16 protein-coding genes are annotated in these 17041 nt (G+C 60.6%); all 16 read left to right on the forward strand.

Going from position 1 to position 17041, the window contains the following annotated elements:
- Positions 1-2 precede the first annotated feature (2 nt).
- The 16 genes from ACTQX9_RS05980 (at position 3) to era (ending at position 17026) form a co-directional block, all read left to right on the forward strand.
- On the forward strand, positions 3-284 hold the full coding sequence (locus tag ACTQX9_RS05980; RefSeq protein ID WP_370450597.1) for a DNA-directed RNA polymerase subunit omega: 282 nt from the start codon (positions 3-5) through the stop codon (positions 282-284).
- Positions 285-1529: a tRNA uracil 4-sulfurtransferase ThiI gene (gene thiI / locus ACTQX9_RS05985; RefSeq protein ID WP_427794782.1), complete on the forward strand. Its 1245-nt coding sequence runs from the start codon at positions 285-287 to the stop codon at positions 1527-1529.
- Between the two features lie 214 nt (positions 1530-1743).
- Positions 1744-2454, forward strand: coding sequence for a helix-hairpin-helix domain-containing protein (locus ACTQX9_RS05990; RefSeq protein ID WP_441015498.1), 711 nt, complete (start codon positions 1744-1746; stop codon positions 2452-2454).
- Positions 2455-3056: 602 nt separating this feature from the next.
- Positions 3057-4754 carry a DNA internalization-related competence protein ComEC/Rec2 gene (locus ACTQX9_RS05995; protein ID WP_441540759.1) on the forward strand — a complete coding sequence of 566 codons (1698 nt, stop codon included), beginning with the start codon at positions 3057-3059 and terminating at the stop codon, positions 4752-4754.
- Between the two features lie 78 nt (positions 4755-4832).
- Positions 4833-5795, forward strand: coding sequence for a DNA polymerase III subunit delta (gene holA / locus ACTQX9_RS06000; protein ID WP_427747932.1), 963 nt, complete (start codon positions 4833-4835; stop codon positions 5793-5795).
- A gap of 133 nt (positions 5796-5928) precedes the next feature.
- Positions 5929-6195: a 30S ribosomal protein S20 gene (gene rpsT, locus ACTQX9_RS06005; protein ID WP_022094714.1), complete on the forward strand. Its 267-nt coding sequence runs from the start codon at positions 5929-5931 to the stop codon at positions 6193-6195.
- 96 nt (positions 6196-6291) lie between these two features.
- Positions 6292-8103: a translation elongation factor 4 gene (gene lepA / locus ACTQX9_RS06010; RefSeq protein ID WP_441540760.1), complete on the forward strand. Its 1812-nt coding sequence runs from the start codon at positions 6292-6294 to the stop codon at positions 8101-8103.
- Positions 8104-8107: 4 nt separating this feature from the next.
- Positions 8108-9151 (forward strand): tRNA dihydrouridine synthase DusB, encoded by a 1044-nt coding sequence (dusB, locus tag ACTQX9_RS06015; RefSeq protein ID WP_441540761.1) that lies wholly within the window; start codon positions 8108-8110, stop codon positions 9149-9151.
- Between the two features lie 2 nt (positions 9152-9153).
- Positions 9154-10386 (forward strand): radical SAM family heme chaperone HemW, encoded by a 1233-nt coding sequence (gene hemW / locus ACTQX9_RS06020; protein ID WP_441540762.1) that lies wholly within the window; start codon positions 9154-9156, stop codon positions 10384-10386.
- A gap of 58 nt (positions 10387-10444) precedes the next feature.
- The gene (locus ACTQX9_RS06025; protein ID WP_441540763.1) at positions 10445-11548 is read left to right on the forward strand and encodes a DnaJ domain-containing protein; all 1104 of its coding nucleotides are present in this window, start codon (positions 10445-10447) and stop codon (positions 11546-11548) included.
- Between the two features lie 81 nt (positions 11549-11629).
- Entirely contained in the window at positions 11630-12778 is a 1149-nt protein-coding gene (gene dnaJ / locus ACTQX9_RS06030; protein WP_370450599.1) for a molecular chaperone DnaJ, read from the forward strand.
- Positions 12779-12787: 9 nt separating this feature from the next.
- Positions 12788-14080: a MiaB/RimO family radical SAM methylthiotransferase gene (locus tag ACTQX9_RS06035; RefSeq protein ID WP_441540764.1), complete on the forward strand. Its 1293-nt coding sequence runs from the start codon at positions 12788-12790 to the stop codon at positions 14078-14080.
- Positions 14061-15047 (forward strand): PhoH family protein, encoded by a 987-nt coding sequence (locus ACTQX9_RS06040; protein WP_441540765.1) that lies wholly within the window; start codon positions 14061-14063, stop codon positions 15045-15047. The genes ACTQX9_RS06035 and ACTQX9_RS06040 overlap by 20 nt, the downstream gene beginning before the upstream one ends.
- On the forward strand, positions 15044-15553 hold the full coding sequence (ybeY, locus tag ACTQX9_RS06045; protein ID WP_427726828.1) for an rRNA maturation RNase YbeY: 510 nt from the start codon (positions 15044-15046) through the stop codon (positions 15551-15553). The genes ACTQX9_RS06040 and ybeY overlap by 4 nt, the downstream gene beginning before the upstream one ends.
- A 9-nt stretch (positions 15554-15562) precedes the next feature.
- Positions 15563-15940, forward strand: a complete 378-nt coding sequence (locus ACTQX9_RS06050; protein ID WP_427726826.1) for a diacylglycerol kinase family protein — start codon at positions 15563-15565, stop codon at positions 15938-15940.
- A 12-nt stretch (positions 15941-15952) separates the two neighbouring features.
- The gene (gene era / locus ACTQX9_RS06055; RefSeq protein WP_195838553.1) at positions 15953-17026 is read left to right on the forward strand and encodes a GTPase Era; all 1074 of its coding nucleotides are present in this window, start codon (positions 15953-15955) and stop codon (positions 17024-17026) included.
- The last annotated feature ends 15 nt before the right edge of the window (positions 17027-17041 follow it).

Here is a 17041-nt window from a genome sequence, read left to right on the forward strand (position 1 = left end):
CCGTGTCCGTTGTAAAGCCTTGTATTGACGATCTTCTGGAGAAGACCGATCACAACCGCTTCCTGCTCGCCTCGCTTGCCTCCAAGCGCGCCTGCGACATTAACAGCATGCTGCGCGGCCAGCACAACCGCGTGCTTGCCGTTCAGGATGTCGATGACATTACCATTGGCCTCTCCGGCGCCGATACCATCTCGATGGCTATGGACGAGATTGTCGACGGCGATATCTCCTACGACGAGGCTCGTTACAAGAAGGCGCTCGGCCACAAGGTTGCTGAAGCCTAAATGGCAGCTCGCGTCTGCCTGGTCCACTATCACGAGGTTGGACTGAAGGGCAAGAACCGCGCACATTTTGAGCATATCCTCATGGATAACATCAAGGCGGCCTTGGCCGCCTTTTCCGTGAATGCCGTGTCTCGAATTTCCGGTTATATCCTCGTGACCTTTAACGAGCATCAGGCCGACGAGGCGGCGCGTGTCATTCGCACCGTCCCCGGCGTTGCCCGCGTGTCCCTGGCATATCACACCAACCGCGACCCGCAGGAGTACTGCGCCGCCGCCGTGAAGGCGCTGCGCGAGTTTGGTCCTTTTGATTCGTTTAAGGTGCATGCCAAACGCTCTAACACCGACTACGAGCTCACCTCGATTGATATCAATCGTCAGGTTGGCGAGGTACTGTGCGAGGCCTTCCCCGATAAAAAGGTCCAGATGCACGACCCCGACGCGATGGTGCACGTACTGGTGGTCCAGGGTAGCGTTTACGTGTATGCGCGCTCCGAGCGCGGCGTGGGCGGTCTGCCGGTGGGTTCCGCCGGCAAGGTTGTGACGCTCCTGTCGTCGGGCATCGATTCTCCGGTGGCGACCTGGATGCTCGCGCGTCGCGGCGCGGTGTGCGTGCCGGTACATTTCTCCGGTCGTCCGCAGACACCCGATACGAGCGAGTATTTGGTGCAGGACATTATCCGTGCGCTTGCGCCGGGCGTCCAGATTGGCCGCCTGTACGTGGTGCCGTTTGGCGATTGCCAGCGTGAGATTTCCGTCACCTGCCCCAGCAACCTGCGCGTGATCATGTATCGCCGCATTATGTATTCGGTTGCCGAGCGCATTGCGCATATCGAGGGCGCCAAGGCTATCGTGACCGGTGAATCGCTCGGTCAGGTTGCCTCCCAGACGCTCGAGAACATTATGGCCGTCAACGAGGCCGTCAAGATCCCCGTGTTCCGCCCGCTGATCGGTTCGGACAAGCAGGAGATCATCGCGCGTGCCGAGGAAATCGGTACCTTCGATATCTCGACCGAGGCTGCTCCCGATTGCTGCACGCTCTTTATGCCGCGCCGCCCCGAGACGCACGCAAAACTCGATGCCGTGCATGAGGCGTGGGAGCTGTTCGATCACGAGGAGATGATTGAGCGCTTGCTCAAACAGACCGAGTACATCGACTTCGAGAGCAACACGTACAAGGCCCCTAAGACCTTAAAACGTAAACATCCTCAGCTTGCTCCACGTGAGATTTACCAAGATCACGAATAATGTTGTGTATAGACCGGCGGTGCATTTGCATCGTCGGTCTTAATCTACCTGGGCATTAGGCGATAAACGGTTCATTTGTCGACTTGTATCTGAATAAATGGACACTATCCTGCAAGGTTTTGGTCAGCTTTTGGTTTGACTTCGATAACCGGTGTGGGCGTGCGGAGGCTACGGCGCTCGTTTCCTGACACGATGGTGTTGGGAGGTGTTTGCTATGGCGCAACGCGAGCAACACGAACGGGTTAAACGGATGGACCGCTGGGCAGAAAAGCTGCTCGGCCATAAGGCGATGGTCGTGGCGATTCTGATTGTCATTGCCGCCGCGAGCGGCTTGGCGATGGCAAGTTTTGGTAGCCGCTCCAGCGGCGTGTCGTTTGAGCGTAGTGATGAGGCGGGCGCCTCGGATGTGCGCGGGGCCGGGGATGGGTTACCTGATGATGCCGATGAGTCGTCTGCCAAGAGTTCTTCTGCTGCTGAGGTGTACGTCGATGTTGATGGCGCCGTTGCGAGGCCTGGCGTGTACCGGCTCAAAGACGGAGCGCGGGTGTCCCAAGCGATCGATGCCGCCGGAGGGCTTACGGCTGAGGCGGATGTGACAGGGCTTAATCGTGCGTCCAAGATCACAGATGGTCAAAAGATCTATGTTCCGATGGTGGGGGAGCAACAAGCGGCTGCGGCGGTCGGCGGGGTCGAAAGCGGTGCTGCCATGACTGCTGGTGCGGGGTCTTCGTCGGGGCTTGTGAATATCAATACGGCAAGTGCGGCGGAACTGCAGACGCTTTCGGGCATCGGGCCTTCTACGGCCCAGTCGATTATCGATGAGCGGACTCAAAACGGGGCCTTTGCCTCGGTCGATGACCTCATGCGCGTATCGGGGATCGGTGAGAAAAAGCTCGCCAAAATTAAAGATTGCATCTGCGTATGAGTGTGTCCGAGTGCGAGCATGTGATGCCGCCGCGGCCCCTGATGCCGTGGACGATGGCCCTTTGTTCTGGCTTGTGTGCGAGCTGCGGCCTGGTACTTAACGTGGCAGCCGATTTGCTGCTGGGAGAGCGGGCAGCGCCCGTCACATTGCTTATGGCCATTCCCGTTGCGGCTGCCGCGTGCATCGTATTGGCTCGGTTTTGTATGCGTCTTGTGCGGTGGAGGCGATGGCTGTATGCCGCGGCCCTCGGCCTCCTGTCGGGAGCGGTCGTGTCCGCGGGTTGGGCGATAGGGGCGCTGCGTGCTTCGGGGGCACTGGATAATCGAGCTGCGAGCAGTCTCGAGTTTGTTGTACAGGGTGACCCATCCATCAATGACGGGACGTACTCCTATACCTGTGATTCATATGCGGGCGAAAAGCGCTTGGGCGAGATACGGCTGTCGTGTGATCGTGAGCTCGGTGCCGGTTCGCATGTGCATGCTGTCGGTCGAATGTCGCGTTTTGAGAATGATGCGTATGGGCGCTCACGCGTGCTTCGGGGCGAGCTTCGAAAAGTTAAGGTCATCCGGTTGGTATCGGTTGACGAGGGCTTTCCGGGGCCGTTGCCTTGGCTGCGAAACGAGGTCCTTGCCGCTATCGCGCCCGAGACCGATCCGGCGCGCTCGCTCATAGCCGGTGTTGTCTGCGGACGCTCCTCCGAGCTGCGTGCTCAGCCGGCGGGCGATTTGTTTTCGGTAACGGGCACCGCACATCTTATCGCCGTCTCGGGCAGCCATCTTGCCATCGTTGGGTTTGTGATTGAGAGCGCCCTGCAAAAGACTCGCCTCTCTCGTGGGCTGCAGAGAGGGCTGTTGGTGCTGGCCCTCGCTGCCTATGCCGTCTTTACGGGCGCTTCGCCCTCGGCCGTGCGCGCGTGCTGTATGGTGGCGGTGACGGTTGTCGTCAACGGCGCCGGACGTCGTCGGCATGGCCTTTCGGCTCTATTTTTGACCATGACAATCTTTATGTTGCTGCGGCCGACAGTATTGTTCGAGATGGGTTTTCAGCTATCGTGCGCCAGTGTTTTTGCCATCCTTTGTTTTTGCCCCTACGCTACCTACGCCTTGGGCGAGCTGGGCGTGCCATCGGGGGTTGCCAGTATTTTGTCCGTCACGCTGTGCTCGCAGCTCGCGACACTTCCCGTAACCATTCCCGCATTTGGGATGTTTTCGCTCATTGCTCCGCTTGCAAATGCCGTGATCGGTCCGGTGATAAGCGTGCTGCTCGCATCTTCGGTTGTGCTGGTGCCTTGCTCGCTTGTGCCGCTCTTGCGTCACGGGGCGCTTGTGGTGCCCATGGCTATCGCTCGCTGTGCCCTGTTCTTTGAGCAGCTCTTTGCTGCCGTTCCGGGCGCATCCGTAAGCGTGCCGCCCGATACTCCCTTGGTATACGTGGTGCCTTTTTCGCTGGTGGTCCTCTTGGTCTTGTGGCCACGCCCCAGCGCGCGGCCCATGGCAGTGGGGCTGCTGTGTTTGATGCTTGCAGCGGGCGTTCCGTATGTCTATTGGGATCGATGTGCGCCGCCTTCGGTGACAGTCCTTGATGTTGGCCAGGCCGATGCGATTCTGGTTCGTCAGGGTGGCGCCGTGGCGCTCGTCGACTGTGGGCTCGACGCGCGCGTGGTGTCGGCGTTGGTTCGCAATAACGTCCACCATATCGACGCCGTCTTCGTGACGCATTGGGATGAAGACCATTGGGGCGGTCTTCCCGACGTACTCGATCGGTTTTCGGTGGGAACCATTGCGGTTGCGGCGGATGCGCTGGGTAGCGCGCCTGCTGAGGTTCTGAATCGCCCAAGCGTCACGTATCGGCAGGTGGCTCGCGGAGACACAGTCGATATCGGCGCATTTCGGGCTCGTGTGATGTGGCCGTTTGATACGGTTGACGGTGAGGGCAATGAGGACTCGCTTGCCTTGCTGCTCTCCTATGCTCAGGAAGGCAAAAGCCTGCGTATGCTCCTCACCGGTGATGCCGAGCTTGATCAGGAGTGCGAGTTTGTACAGGAGGTGGGTGATATCGATGTGCTCAAGCTGGGGCATCACGGCTCAAAAGATTCCGTCGATACAGACCTGCTGGAAACCCTTAAGCCCGAGCTCTCTATTGCGAGCGCGGGCGAGGGCAACCGCTACGGCCATCCATCCGATGCCTGCATCGATGCCGTTAGCGATGCGGGCGGCGCGTTTGCATGCACTATCGAGAGAGGCGACATTACCGTCTCGCCGACTGCGGCCGGTTTTGCCATGCGATGTCAGCGACCGTGATGCTGCCGTTGGCGCGGGACCAACCCGTGGGATAGAATGGCACGGTACGAACAGGAGAGCCTGCGGGAGGGGAGCGCGATGTCTGAAACCGGTCTGCTGCCGGCATATCTGATCGTCGGTACCGACGGAGTCAAGCGCGACCACGCCGTCTCGCGTATGAAAGCACGTCTGGAAAAGTCGGGTATGGTCGAGTTCAACCTCGACGAGCGCGACATGACCAAGGACCCCGATATCGAGTCCATTATCGGATCGCTCAACACTTTTCCCATGGGCAGCGAGTTTCGCTTGGTAATCCTTGACGGCTGCTCAAAGCTCGCCAAGGCGGTCTCGGAGCCGCTTGTCGAGTATTTAGCGAGTCCAAGCCCAACAACGGTCTGTCTCATCATCGCCGATTCGCTTGCCAAGAACACGCGCCTGTATAAGGCGATCGCCAAGATCGACAAGAAGGCCGTGATCGATTGCTCCGGCACCAAGCGCTGGGAGCTACCGCGCCGCGTGCAGCAGATGGCGACGCAGCACGGCAAGTCGATCTCGACGGCGGCCGCCGAGGAACTCGTCTCGCGTTCGGGTGAAAACACTCGAATGCTCGATAACGACTTGGCCAAGCTTGCCCAGATGGTCGATGCGCCGCAAATTGAGCTTGCCGATGTGGAACGCTGGATCGTGCGCACGGCCGAAGTTCAGCCCTGGGATTTTCTCAACGCGGTCTCGGCTCGTGATATGCGCCGCTCGCTTGAGCTCTTTGGGCTGCTACCCGCCAAGAGCTATGTGTGGACCTACACGCTGCTGTGCGGACGCATTCGCGAGCTTATCGTCGCCAAGGCGCTCGATGCGCGTGGGCAGGGTCGCGAGCTTGCCGCGACGCTCAAGCTTCAACCCTGGCAGGTTAAGAATCACCTGACCTGGGCACGCCGCTTTTCGATGGCGGAGCTCGTCGCGGCGCTCGAGGGCGCGGTCGATGTTGAGCTCGCTCTTAAGGGTTCGGCCGATTCTCAGAACGCGCTTTTGCTCTGGATTACGAACATCTTGAGAAAATCGTGATGATACCTGTCTATTTGACAAATTCGTTCTATCCCTTTGAGGGGGAGCGTGCTATAGTAGGCGCTTGCATGACCTCACCGTGTCTCAGAGGTGTCATACATTTTTTGCAAGGAACTCGAAAGGAACTCCAGAAGTGGCAAACATCAAGTCTCAGAAGAAGCGTATCCGCACCAATGAGGCAGCTCGCATGCGTAACAAGGCTGTCAAGTCCGAGCTCAAGACGCTGACCAAGCATGTCCAGTCCGCCGTCGCCGAGGGCGACGCCGAGAAGGCCCAGGCTGCCCTCAAGACCGTCACCAAGCGCCTCGACATGGCTGCCGCCAAGCATGTTATCCACAAGAACCAGGCTTCCAACCGCAAGTCCGGTCTTGCCAAGCTCGTGAACAGCATCAACGCCTAAGTTGTAAATTTCACACCACATAGATTACGCGCATAAATGGAGCCTGTTTTATGGAACAGGCTCCATTTTTTGTACCGCTCGGGTAAGATAGTCCGCATGAATACTTCAATTGACATTTCCCACATCCGCAACTTCTCGATCGTTGCGCACATCGACCATGGCAAGTCCACGATCAGTGATCGCATCCTCGAGCTCACCCATACCGTCGACGAGCGCGACATGGAATCGCAGCTGCTCGACACCATGGATATCGAGCGCGAGCGCGGCATCACGATCAAGTCCAATGCCGTTCGCGTTTCCTATGACGCCGACGATGGCGAGACGTATCAGTTCAACCTGATCGATACGCCGGGCCACGTGGACTTCACCTACGAGGTCTCGCGTTCGCTTGCCGCTTGCGAGGGTGCGGTGCTCGTCGTCGACGCCACGCAGGGCGTCGAGGCGCAGACCGTCTCCAACGCGACGCTCGCCATGAACGCCAACCTAGATATCGTGCCCGCTATCAACAAGATTGACCTGCCGTCGGCACACCCCGACGAGGTTAAGACCGAGATCGAGGATGACCTGGCGATTCCTGCCGACGATGCCGTGTGCGTATCGGGCAAGACCGGCGAGGGCATCCATGATCTGCTGGAGTCCATCGTCTTTTTGATCTCACCGCCCAAGGGCGATGCGACGGCGCCGCTCAAGGCGCTCATCCTGGATTCGTATTTTGACGAGTACCGCGGCGTCGTCGCCACGGTCCGCGTCTTTGACGGCTCCATCAAGAAGGGCGATACCCTGCGCATGATGCAGGCCGAGGGCGACTTTTTGGTCGATGGCGTGGGCGTCAAGCGTCCCGCCGAGACTCCGGTCGACGCGCTGACGGTCGGTGAGGTGGGCTACGTGGTCACGGGCCTGAAGAACCCTGAGGCCGTTCGCGTGGGCGATACCCTCACGTGGGCGTCGAATCCCTGCCCTGAGCCGCTTCCCGGTTACCGTGAGGCCAAGCCCATGGTCTATACGGGCTTGTTCCCGATCGACAACAAGGATTATGAGAACCTGCGTGACGCTCTCGATAAGCTGCATGTCAACGACCCGTCGTTGGTGTGGGAGCCCGAGACCTCGGTGGCGCTCGGCTTTGGCTTCCGCGTTGGCTTCTTGGGCCTGCTGCATATGGAGGTCGTTAAGGAGCGTCTGGAGCGCGAGTTCAACCTGGACCTCATCGCCACGAGCCCTTCGGTGGACTACCACGTCTACAAGACCGACGGCGAGATGATTGATGTCCGCAGCCCGCAGGACCTGCCCGAGGCTACGCGCATCGAGCGCATTGAGGAGCCCTACCTCAAGGCCAAGATTATCTGCCCGCCCGAGTATACGGGAGCCGTCATGCAGCTCGCTATCGAGCACCGCGGCATTACGACCGACATGATCCACCTCACGAGCAAATCGGTCGAGATGCGCTTCGACATGCCGCTCGCCGAACTCATCCTGGACTTCTTTGACCAGCTCAAGAGCCGCACCAAGGGCTATGCGTCGCTCGATTATGAGTTCAACGAGTATCGTCCCTCCGAGCTCGTCAAGCTCGATATCCTGCTTTCGGGCGACGAGGTGGACGCGCTTTCGTTTATCGTGCACAAGGACAAGGCCTATGGCCTGGCCCGCGGATTGTGCGACAAGCTTAAGGAAATAATTCCGCGCCAGCTGTTCGAGGTGCCCATTCAGGGTGCCATCGGCAACAAGATCATTGCCCGCTCGACCGTCAAGGCGCGCCGCAAGGACGTTTTGGCCAAGTGCTATGGCGGCGATATCTCGCGTAAGCGCAAGCTGCTCGAGAAGCAGAAAGAGGGCAAGAAGCGCATGAAGGCCATCGGTTCGGTCGAGGTCCCGCAAGAGGCCTTTATGGCGATCCTCAAGGTGGACGAGTAGTTCCATGGCGCTTTCCGAATACAGTACGCGGCTGCTGGGTGCCTATGCCGAGCAGCCGTTCCTTATGGCTCCCATGGCCGGCGTGACCGATCCCGCCTATCGCATCATGTGCCGCCGCCGCGGCGCCAATCTTGCCTATAGCGAGATGGTGAGCGTGGCGGGCCTTGCCTATGCCAGCAATAAGACGTGGCGCCTGGTGCTGCCGGCCGACGAGGAGCGGCAGATCTGCGTACAGCTCTTTGGCTCCAAGCCCGATCAATTTGCGAGCGCCGTCGCTGCCGTCGAGGAACGTGTGGGCGATCACCTGTCGCTGATCGATATCAACATGGCCTGCCCGGCTCGCAAGGTCGTCACCAAAGGGGAGGGCTCGGCGCTCATGCGCACGCCCGAGCTGGCCGAAAAGATCGTCGAGGCGGCGGTGGGCGCAGCGCACGTGCCCGTGACCGTTAAGATCCGCAAAGGCTTTTACGCCGAAGATCGCAATGCCGCGACGTTTGCCCAGATGCTCGAGGGGGCGGGCGCCGCTGCTGTGGCGGTGCATGGTCGCTGTGCCACGCAGCTCTATACGGGTCAGGCCGATTGGTCGGTCGTCGATGAGGTGGCCGATGCCGTCGAAATTCCCGTTATCGGTTCGGGCGACGTGTTCTCGGCCGAGGATGCCGCGGAGCATCTGCGCAACTCGGGTGCCAGCGCGGTGTTTATCGCACGCGGTATCTACGGTAATCCCTGGGTCTTTGGTGATGCTCGCGCCCTTGCGCTCAATGGCGTACCGGTGCCGGTGCGCAGCTCTGTCGAGCGCCTGGACGCCCTGCGCGAGCATCTCACGCTGACGCATGAGCTTCTGCCGCTTATGTCGCGTGCCCGTACGTACGCGAGTTGGTATCTAAAGGGCATGCCCCATGCCGCCGCCTGGCGCGCCCAGGTGGTGCGTTGCTCCACATATGAGGAGTTCATGGCATTGGTCGATGATATCGAGCGCGATGTGGTGGCCTGCGAGGCAGCGCTTGCCGCTGGCGAGTCGGTGCCCGCTCATCCGCTGGAGGCCTAACGGTGGCCGTTAGCGCGCTGTACGTGCATGTGCCGTTTTGCGCTCAAAAGTGTCGGTACTGCGACTTTGACTCACGCAGTTTTGCTCCGTGCGACCTGAGCGCTGCACTCGATGCCTATTTTGAGCAGCTGTATGCGCGCCTTGATGCCTTTGGAGACACCGGGGCGCTTGCGCAAGTCCGCACCGTCTATGTTGGCGGCGGCACACCGTCGCTGGCGGGAGAGCGTCTGGTGGAGCTTGCCCGGCGTATTTGCATGTGGTGCAAGCCCGTTGAGTTTACCTGCGAGGCTAATCCTGAGTCGCTGACCGCCGAGCTTGCCGCTGCGCTTGCCAAGGTTGGTGTCACACGCGTCTCTCTGGGCGTGCAAACGCTCGATAACACCGAACTCACTGCCATCGGCCGCATTCACGATGCCGATCGGGCGCTCGCTGCCATCACGACGGTTAAGGACGCTGGGCTCGACGTGTCGTGCGACCTTATGTGCGGCCTTCCCGGGCAGACCGCAGCGAGTTGGAAGCGCACGCTCGATGGCGTGTTGACGGCGGCGCCGCAACATGTGTCGGTGTACCCCCTCACGCTCGAGCAAGGCACGCCGCTCTACCGCATGGCGTGTTACGACGAGTCGCTCGAGCCCGACGAGGATTTTCAGGCTGCGTGCATGGAAGCGGCGCGCGAGCGTCTGGGCGCGGCCGGCTATCACCCGTATGAGGTGGCAAGCTATGCACTCGACGGACATGAGTGCTCGCATAACATCGCCTATTGGACCGGACGGGGCTATCTGGGCCTGGGTCGCTCTGCCGCCGGTATGCTCGACGCCGAGGATTTCGATCGCTTGGCCGGGCTTTATCCCGACGTGCCCGCTCGCGGCGATGCGTATCGCGTGCGTCTGGTACAACGCGACGATGCCGCGACGACGTTTGATGCCGAGTATCTGTCGCAGCGCGAGGCGGCGGCGGAGGATTTGATGCTTGCCTGCCGCATGACGCGTGGCATTGGGCCCGACCTGTTGGTTCGCTCGGCAAGCGTGATTCCTGCAGACGAGCTGGCGGCGTCCTGCGACCGTGCGCTCGAGTTGGGCCTTGCCACCTGGGTACCCGATAATGTCGAGGGGCATGCGGGGCGCATCACCTCAAAAGATGTTGTAGCGGGTCGCGCCCGCGCCCGTTTAGCGCCCACCCACTTGGGCTGGCTCGATGGAAATATGCTGTTCGAGCTGTTTTGGGGTCTAGCTTAGGCCGCTCGGGTAGAATTACCGCAATATATACGCTGCTGTGAGCAGGAGGTTGCCGCGCATGGCGACGATGAACGAAAAAGATTACTACGAGATCTTGGGTGTCTCCAAGGACGCCACCTCGCGTGATATCCAGAAGGCCTTTCAGCAAAAGGCCCGCAAGCTCCATCCAGACGTCAACAAAGAGCCGGATGCCGAGGAAAAGTTTAAAGAGGTTTCCGAGGCCTATGCCGTGCTTTCGGACGAGCAGAAGCGTGCGCGCTATGATGCCATGCGCTCGGGCAACCCCTTCGCCGGCGCTCCTTCTGCTTCGCCCTATGGCGGCGGCTACGCCGGCAGCGCAGGCTATGGCAATCCCTTTGAGGGCGGCTTTCCCTTTGGTGGCGCCTGGGGCCAGCAGCGTCGCAGCCAGGCTGCCTATAATCCCGAGAACGGCGCCAACGTGGTCGTCGATATTAGGCTCGACGCCAAGGAGGCCAAGGGCGGTGCCCGCAAGACCGTCCGCTATACGCGCTTCGATACCTGTGGTCATTGCGGAGGCTCGGGCTCTGTCTCGTCCGAGCATGCACATACCTGTCCGAGCTGCGGCGGTCGCGGCCACATCGACGTCGACCTGTCCTTCCTGTTTGGTGCCGGCACGTTCCAGTCGGTCTGCCCCGAGTGCGGCGGTTCCGGTAAGGTCGTCGCCGACCCCTGCCCCGATTGCGGTGGCAGCGGGCGGACCCGTGTGACCTCCGAGCAGACGATTGAGTTTCCTGCCGGCACGCATGATGGCGACGAGGTCCATATTGACGGCATGGGTCACGCCGGCACCAACGGTGCCTCGGGCGGCGATTTGGTCGGGCGCGCCCATGTCGAGGCCGAACGCCTGGAGGGCAAGGCTCGTACCGGTTTTTACCTGATGGGCATCGTGGCGCCTTTTTTGGTGCTGTCGGCCATCTCGGGCGTGTTCTCGGCCTTTGCCATGATGTGCTTTGTTCCGTTTGCCATGGGCTTGTTCATGGTGCTCTCGGACGGCGTGCTTCACCGCAGCCTGCTGTGGTGGAAGCGCGGCGCGATGCAGTTTGCCAACGGTTTTGCCAACGGATTTATGTTTGCTCTCGTGTCGGTTTGGTTTGCGAGCTGCTCGCAACGTGCCATGCTTTCGCCCTACGCAATGCAATAACATCAAACCCTTTGTTTGCGGTCGGCCCAGCTTGGGTATAGGACGCACTGTGACAATAATGAAAGTCGGAAGGATTCGGTCGTGTCGGAAAATAGGGATTACTACGAGGTACTTGGCGTCGACAAGGATGCCGACGCGCGGACGATTAAGCGCGCGTTTCTAAAGAAGGCCCGTATCGTACACCCGGACGTTTCGGACGACCCCGATGCCGAGGCCAAGTTCAAAGAGCTCAACGAGGCATATTCCGTTCTTTCCGACGAGCAGAAGCGTGCAAACTACGATCGCTACGGTTCGCCCGACGGCCCCGGTGGCTCCGGCTATGTCGACATTAACGATATCTTTGGCGGCATGGGCATGGATGACCTCTTTTCGTCGTTCTTTGGCGGCGGTGCCGGCGGTGGCGCCCGAAATCGCCGCGAGCGTCGTCGCGGCCGCGATATGGCCATCTCCCTTTCGGTGACCCTTGAGGAGGCGGCGCTCGGTTGCAAAAAGACGATCAGCTATGACCGCCTTGCCCCCTGTGATGATTGCAATGGCACCGGTAGGGCGGAGGGTGCGGCCGAAAAGCAGTGCAGCCGTTGCCACGGCACGGGCTATGTCACGACGGTCCAGCGCTCGTTCCTGGGTCAGGTTCAGTCCTCTTCGCCCTGCCCCGACTGCCATGGCGAGGGCACGGTCATCGACCATCCCTGCGAGACCTGCGACGGTCAGGGCCGCACGCCTTCGCACGAAAAGATCGACATCGATATCCCTGCCGGCGTCTCGACCGGTCGCCAGCTGCGCGTGAGCGGCTTTGGCGAGGCAGGCCTTCGTGGTGAGCCCTCGGGCGACCTGATCGTCAACGTGCGCGTCGCCGATCACGAGCGTTTTAAACGCAACGGCGACGACCTGTACCTCGTGAGCGATATCTCGATTGCGCAGGCTGCGCTCGGCTGCGAGATTAAGGTTGAGGGCATTTTGCCCGACGAGGTCGTCAAGGTGTGCGTCCCCGCCGGTACGCAGTACGGCGACACCGTGAGTGTCAACAACTACGGTATGCCCCGTATCGGCGGTGGCGGCTCGCGTGGACGCTTGATCGTTCAGCTGCGCGTGCTCGTCCCCACGAACCTTTCCGCCAAGCAGCGCGAGCTGCTCGAGACTTTCGCCGCCGAGTCGGGCGACGATGTCGCTTCCGGCAAGAAATCGGTGACCGATCGCATTAAGAGCGCTCTCGACGACATCCTCGATTAAGGAGCCCGCGTGCTCGCACCTCATATCTCTGTTGTCAACCTCGGCTGCCGTGTCAACCGGGTTGAGTCCGACCGTATCACTGCCGATCTTATGCGCCTGGGTTTTGCAATGGTGGAGCCTCAGGATGCGGAGCTGATCGTCATTAACACCTGTGCCGTTACGGGCGAGGCCGAGGCCAAGACCCGTAAGGCCGTCCGCCATGCGCTGGCTCATCCAAAAGAGCCCTATGTGGTCGTGACCGGGTGCGTTGTCAATTTGCACCCCGAGGAGCTTCTGGAGCTTTCGGACCGCGTGATCGCGGAGCCGTCTAAGATCGATGTCGCCGAACGCGTCTGCGAGGTACTGGGCGTTGAGTCCGATAGCGTGGCCGCCTGTAGCGGCGGCGATGTGGTCGACGCGCTCGGTCGCTCGCGTCTGGGTGTGAAGATCCAGGACGGCTGCAACCATCGTTGCACCTATTGCATTGTGTGGAAGGCCCGCGGCCCCGAGCGCTCCGTGCCGGTCGAGTCTGTGCTCGAACAAGTTCGTGAGGCTCAGGAGGCCGGCGTGCCCGAGGTGGTGCTGACGGGCGTGAACCTGGGCGCCTACGATGGCAAGAGTGCGACCGACGAACACGTCGAGATCGATGAGCTGCTCGAGGCCATCATGGAGCGTACGTCTATTCCGCATGTGCGCATTTCCTCGGTCGAGCCCATGGATATCTCCGAGTCCCTGCTTAAGGTCATGGCGCGCTATCCGCAGCGCATCGCCCCGTTTTTGCACCTGCCCGTGCAGTCTGGCTGCACGGCGACCCTGCATCGCATGGGCCGTCCCTATAGCGCCGAGGCATTTGAGGAGACGGTGCGTATGATTCGCGCCAACTTGCCTCAGGCGTCCCTTTCGTGCGACGTCATCGTCGGTTTTCCCGGCGAGACGGACGAGGAATTTGAGGAGTCGCTGGCGTTGTGCCGTCGCGTGGGCTTTTCGCGCATGCATGTCTTCCGCTATAGCAAGCGTCCCGGTACCCTTGCTGCCGATATGCCCGACCAGGTGCCGCCCGAGGTTATGGCTGAGCGCAGCCGTCGTATGCGAGCCGCGGCGCAGGAACTCGCCATTGCCGACGCCCGCCGTCGCGTGGGCACCGTCGAGCGTGCCGTGCTCGAGTATGGCGACAACCTGACGCTCGGTTCGTTCCATCATGCCCGTCTTGACGATACCTGCGGACTCACAGCCCCGTGCCTGCTCGATGTTGCTATCATCGGAGTCGATGATTCCGGCTTGGTCCATGCACGCAGGGAGGTTCATGGAAGCCTCGAAGATTAGACTTACCGTTCCCGATGGAATTGATCCCTCGCGCGTTTTTGGTGCCGGCGACGGCGTCCTTCGTGCGCTCGAGAGCTTGGTTCGCGCCCACGTGGTCGCCCGTGGCGACCGTATCGCCGTGTGCGGTGACCCGGACGAGGTCGAGCTCGTGGCGCGCTTTTTCGAGCATGCTTTTCGCGAGGCTGCCGCCGGACGGACGCTGTCTGTCGACGATGTCTCTCGCTGCCTGGCCGTCTTACGCGACGGTGAGTACGGGGCTACGTCGCTTCGCGATGATGTGCTGCTTTCGTATCGCGGTCGTGCCATTCGCCCCAAGACGCTCGGTCAAAAGCGCTATGTGGATGCCATCCGCTCGCATACCATCACGTTTGGCTTGGGTCCTGCCGGTACCGGTAAGACCTATCTGGCCATGGCGCTTGCCGTTGCCGCGCTCAAGCGTCACGAGGTGGGCCGTCTGATCTTGACGCGTCCGGTTGTCGAGGCGGGGGAGAACTTGGGCTTTTTGCCCGGTACCCTCGAGGAAAAGATCGATCCCTACATGCGTCCGCTCTACGACGCCCTTTTTGACATGATGGATCGCGAGCGCACCGATGAGCTTATGGAGCGTGGCGTGATCGAGATCGCCCCGCTTGCCTACATGCGCGGTCGTACGCTGAGCGATGCCTTCGTGGTGCTCGACGAGGCTCAAAATACCACGCCCGAGCAGATGAAGATGTTCCTGACGCGCTTGGGCTTTAACTCCAAGTTTGTGATTACCGGTGACCTGAGCCAGCGTGACTTGGTAGGTCGTCGCGGCGGTCTTGCCGACGTTGAGCAGATTTTGGGTCGTGTCGACGATGTCGCGTTTTCGCACCTCGAGCGTGCCGACGTTGTGCGTCACGCCTTGGTGGGGCGAATCGTCGAGGCATATGATGCTTATGATGACGTGCGCGAGAAGCGCGTGCGCGACCGAAAGGAGTCCCGTTGAGTGTATTGATCAGCAACGATGCCGAGCTCGATACGCTGCTTGACGCGCAGGAGGTAGAGCACATCTGCGAGGTCGTGCTGGCTGCCGAGGGCGTTGAGCGAAAAGTCGAGATTTCCCTTTCGTATGTCGATGAGGATGAGATGCGCGAGCTCAACCACGAGTGGCGCGGTATCGACCGTACCACCGATGTCCTCTCGTTTGAATGCGACTCGGCCTTTGACGAGGATATCCCAGCCGACGAGACGCTCGAGCTCGGCGATATCATCTTGGCCCCGCAGGTCATTGCCCGTCAGGCCCCCGGCTTTGGTAATAGCCCTGCCGATGAGTGCCGCCTGATGCTCGTGCATGGCATGTTGCATTTACTGGGCTACGATCATATCGTGGACGACGAGGCCGAGGTCATGGAGGCCCGCGAGGACGCCATCCTGCGCGATTTGGCGCTCGAGCGCGGCGAGGACCCCAAGCTGGTTCACGTCGGCCCCATCACCAACCATGCCCACGACTAGGAGCCGTCTATGATTCCCGGATCGAACAAGGACCATCCGTCCTTTTTAAAGTCGTTCTCCTACGCCATGGAGGGCTTCGTTACCGCCGTCAAGACCGAGCGCAACATTAAGGTCATGCTCGTGGCGGGTGTGTGCACTGTCATTGCCGGCTGCATCGTGGGGCTCGACATTGCCGAGTGGGCTACGATTATCATTTGCTGCGGCCTGGTGATTCACGGCGAGCTGTGCAACACCGCCATGGAGGCGATTGTCGATTTGGCGACCCAGGAGTTCCATCCGCTGGCAAAGCGTGCAAAGGATATCGCCGCCGCCTCCGTATACGTTCTTTCCATCACCGCCGCGATTGTGGGCTTGTTGGTATTTGCCCACGCGCTCGGCTTTATTTAGAAAGGGATCTTCATGTCCGACAATATGCAGCCTATCGATGAAACGCTGGACGACGAGCCCCTGGATGCTGTGGATGCCGAAGCGACTGAGGCTTGCGAGGTCGAGGAGTTCGACCCGTTTGAGGGCATGAGTGACGAGGAGCTCGACGCCCTGTGCGACGAGGACGACAGCCTCGCGGGCTTTGGCGACGTTGAGCCCGGTTTCCGCAGCGGCTTCGTGGCCCTGGTCGGTCGCCCCAACGCCGGTAAGTCCACGCTGCTCAACGCCTGCTATGGCAAAAAGGTCGCCATCACCTCGCCGGTGGCCCAGACGACCCGCCGTCGCATGCGCGCCGTCGTCAATCGCCCTGGCTACCAGCTGGTTTTTGTCGATACTCCGGGTATCCACAAGCCCAAGGACGGCCTGGGGTCCGAGCTCAACAAGAGCGCGCTGTTCGAGCTCAACGATGTCGATGTCGTCGCGTTTTTGATTGATGCCACCAAACCGATCGGCAGGGGAGACGCCTGGGTTGCCGAGCGCGTCAGATGCGCCCGTTCCAAGAAGGTCCTGGTGCTCACCAAGGCCGATGAGGCCGATCCCGCACAGGTCATGGAGCAGCTTAAGGCCGCCCACGAGCTTATGGAATATGACGATGAGATCGTGACGTCGTCGGTCAAGAACTTTAACGTCGATGCCTTCATCGAGACCGTTGCGCACTTTTTGCCCGAGGGCCCGCGTTGGTTCCCCGAGGACATGGGTACCGACGCTTCCGACGAGACGCTCGTTGCCGAGTTTGTGCGCGAGAAGGTCTTGCGCCGCACCCGTGATGAGATTCCGCACTCCGTTGGCGTAATCTGCGATGCGCTCGAGCAGACCAAGAAGGTGCTGCGCGTGCATGCCACCATTTACGTCGAGCGCGAGGGCCAAAAGGGCATCATCATCGGTAAGGGCGGCGAGATGATCAAGCATATCGGCATCGACGCCCGTCGCGATCTTGAGCGCATCTTTGGCACGCAGGTCTTTTTGGAGCTGGATGTGAAGGTAAAGGCCGGCTGGCGTGACGACGAGGCCCAGATTCGCCGTTTTGGCTACAACGCCGAGGACTAAGGGCGCGCGGCGCTC

The organism is Collinsella sp. LCP19S3_F2, assembly GCF_052121015.1.
Lineage (GTDB): Bacteria > Actinomycetota > Coriobacteriia > Coriobacteriales > Coriobacteriaceae > Collinsella.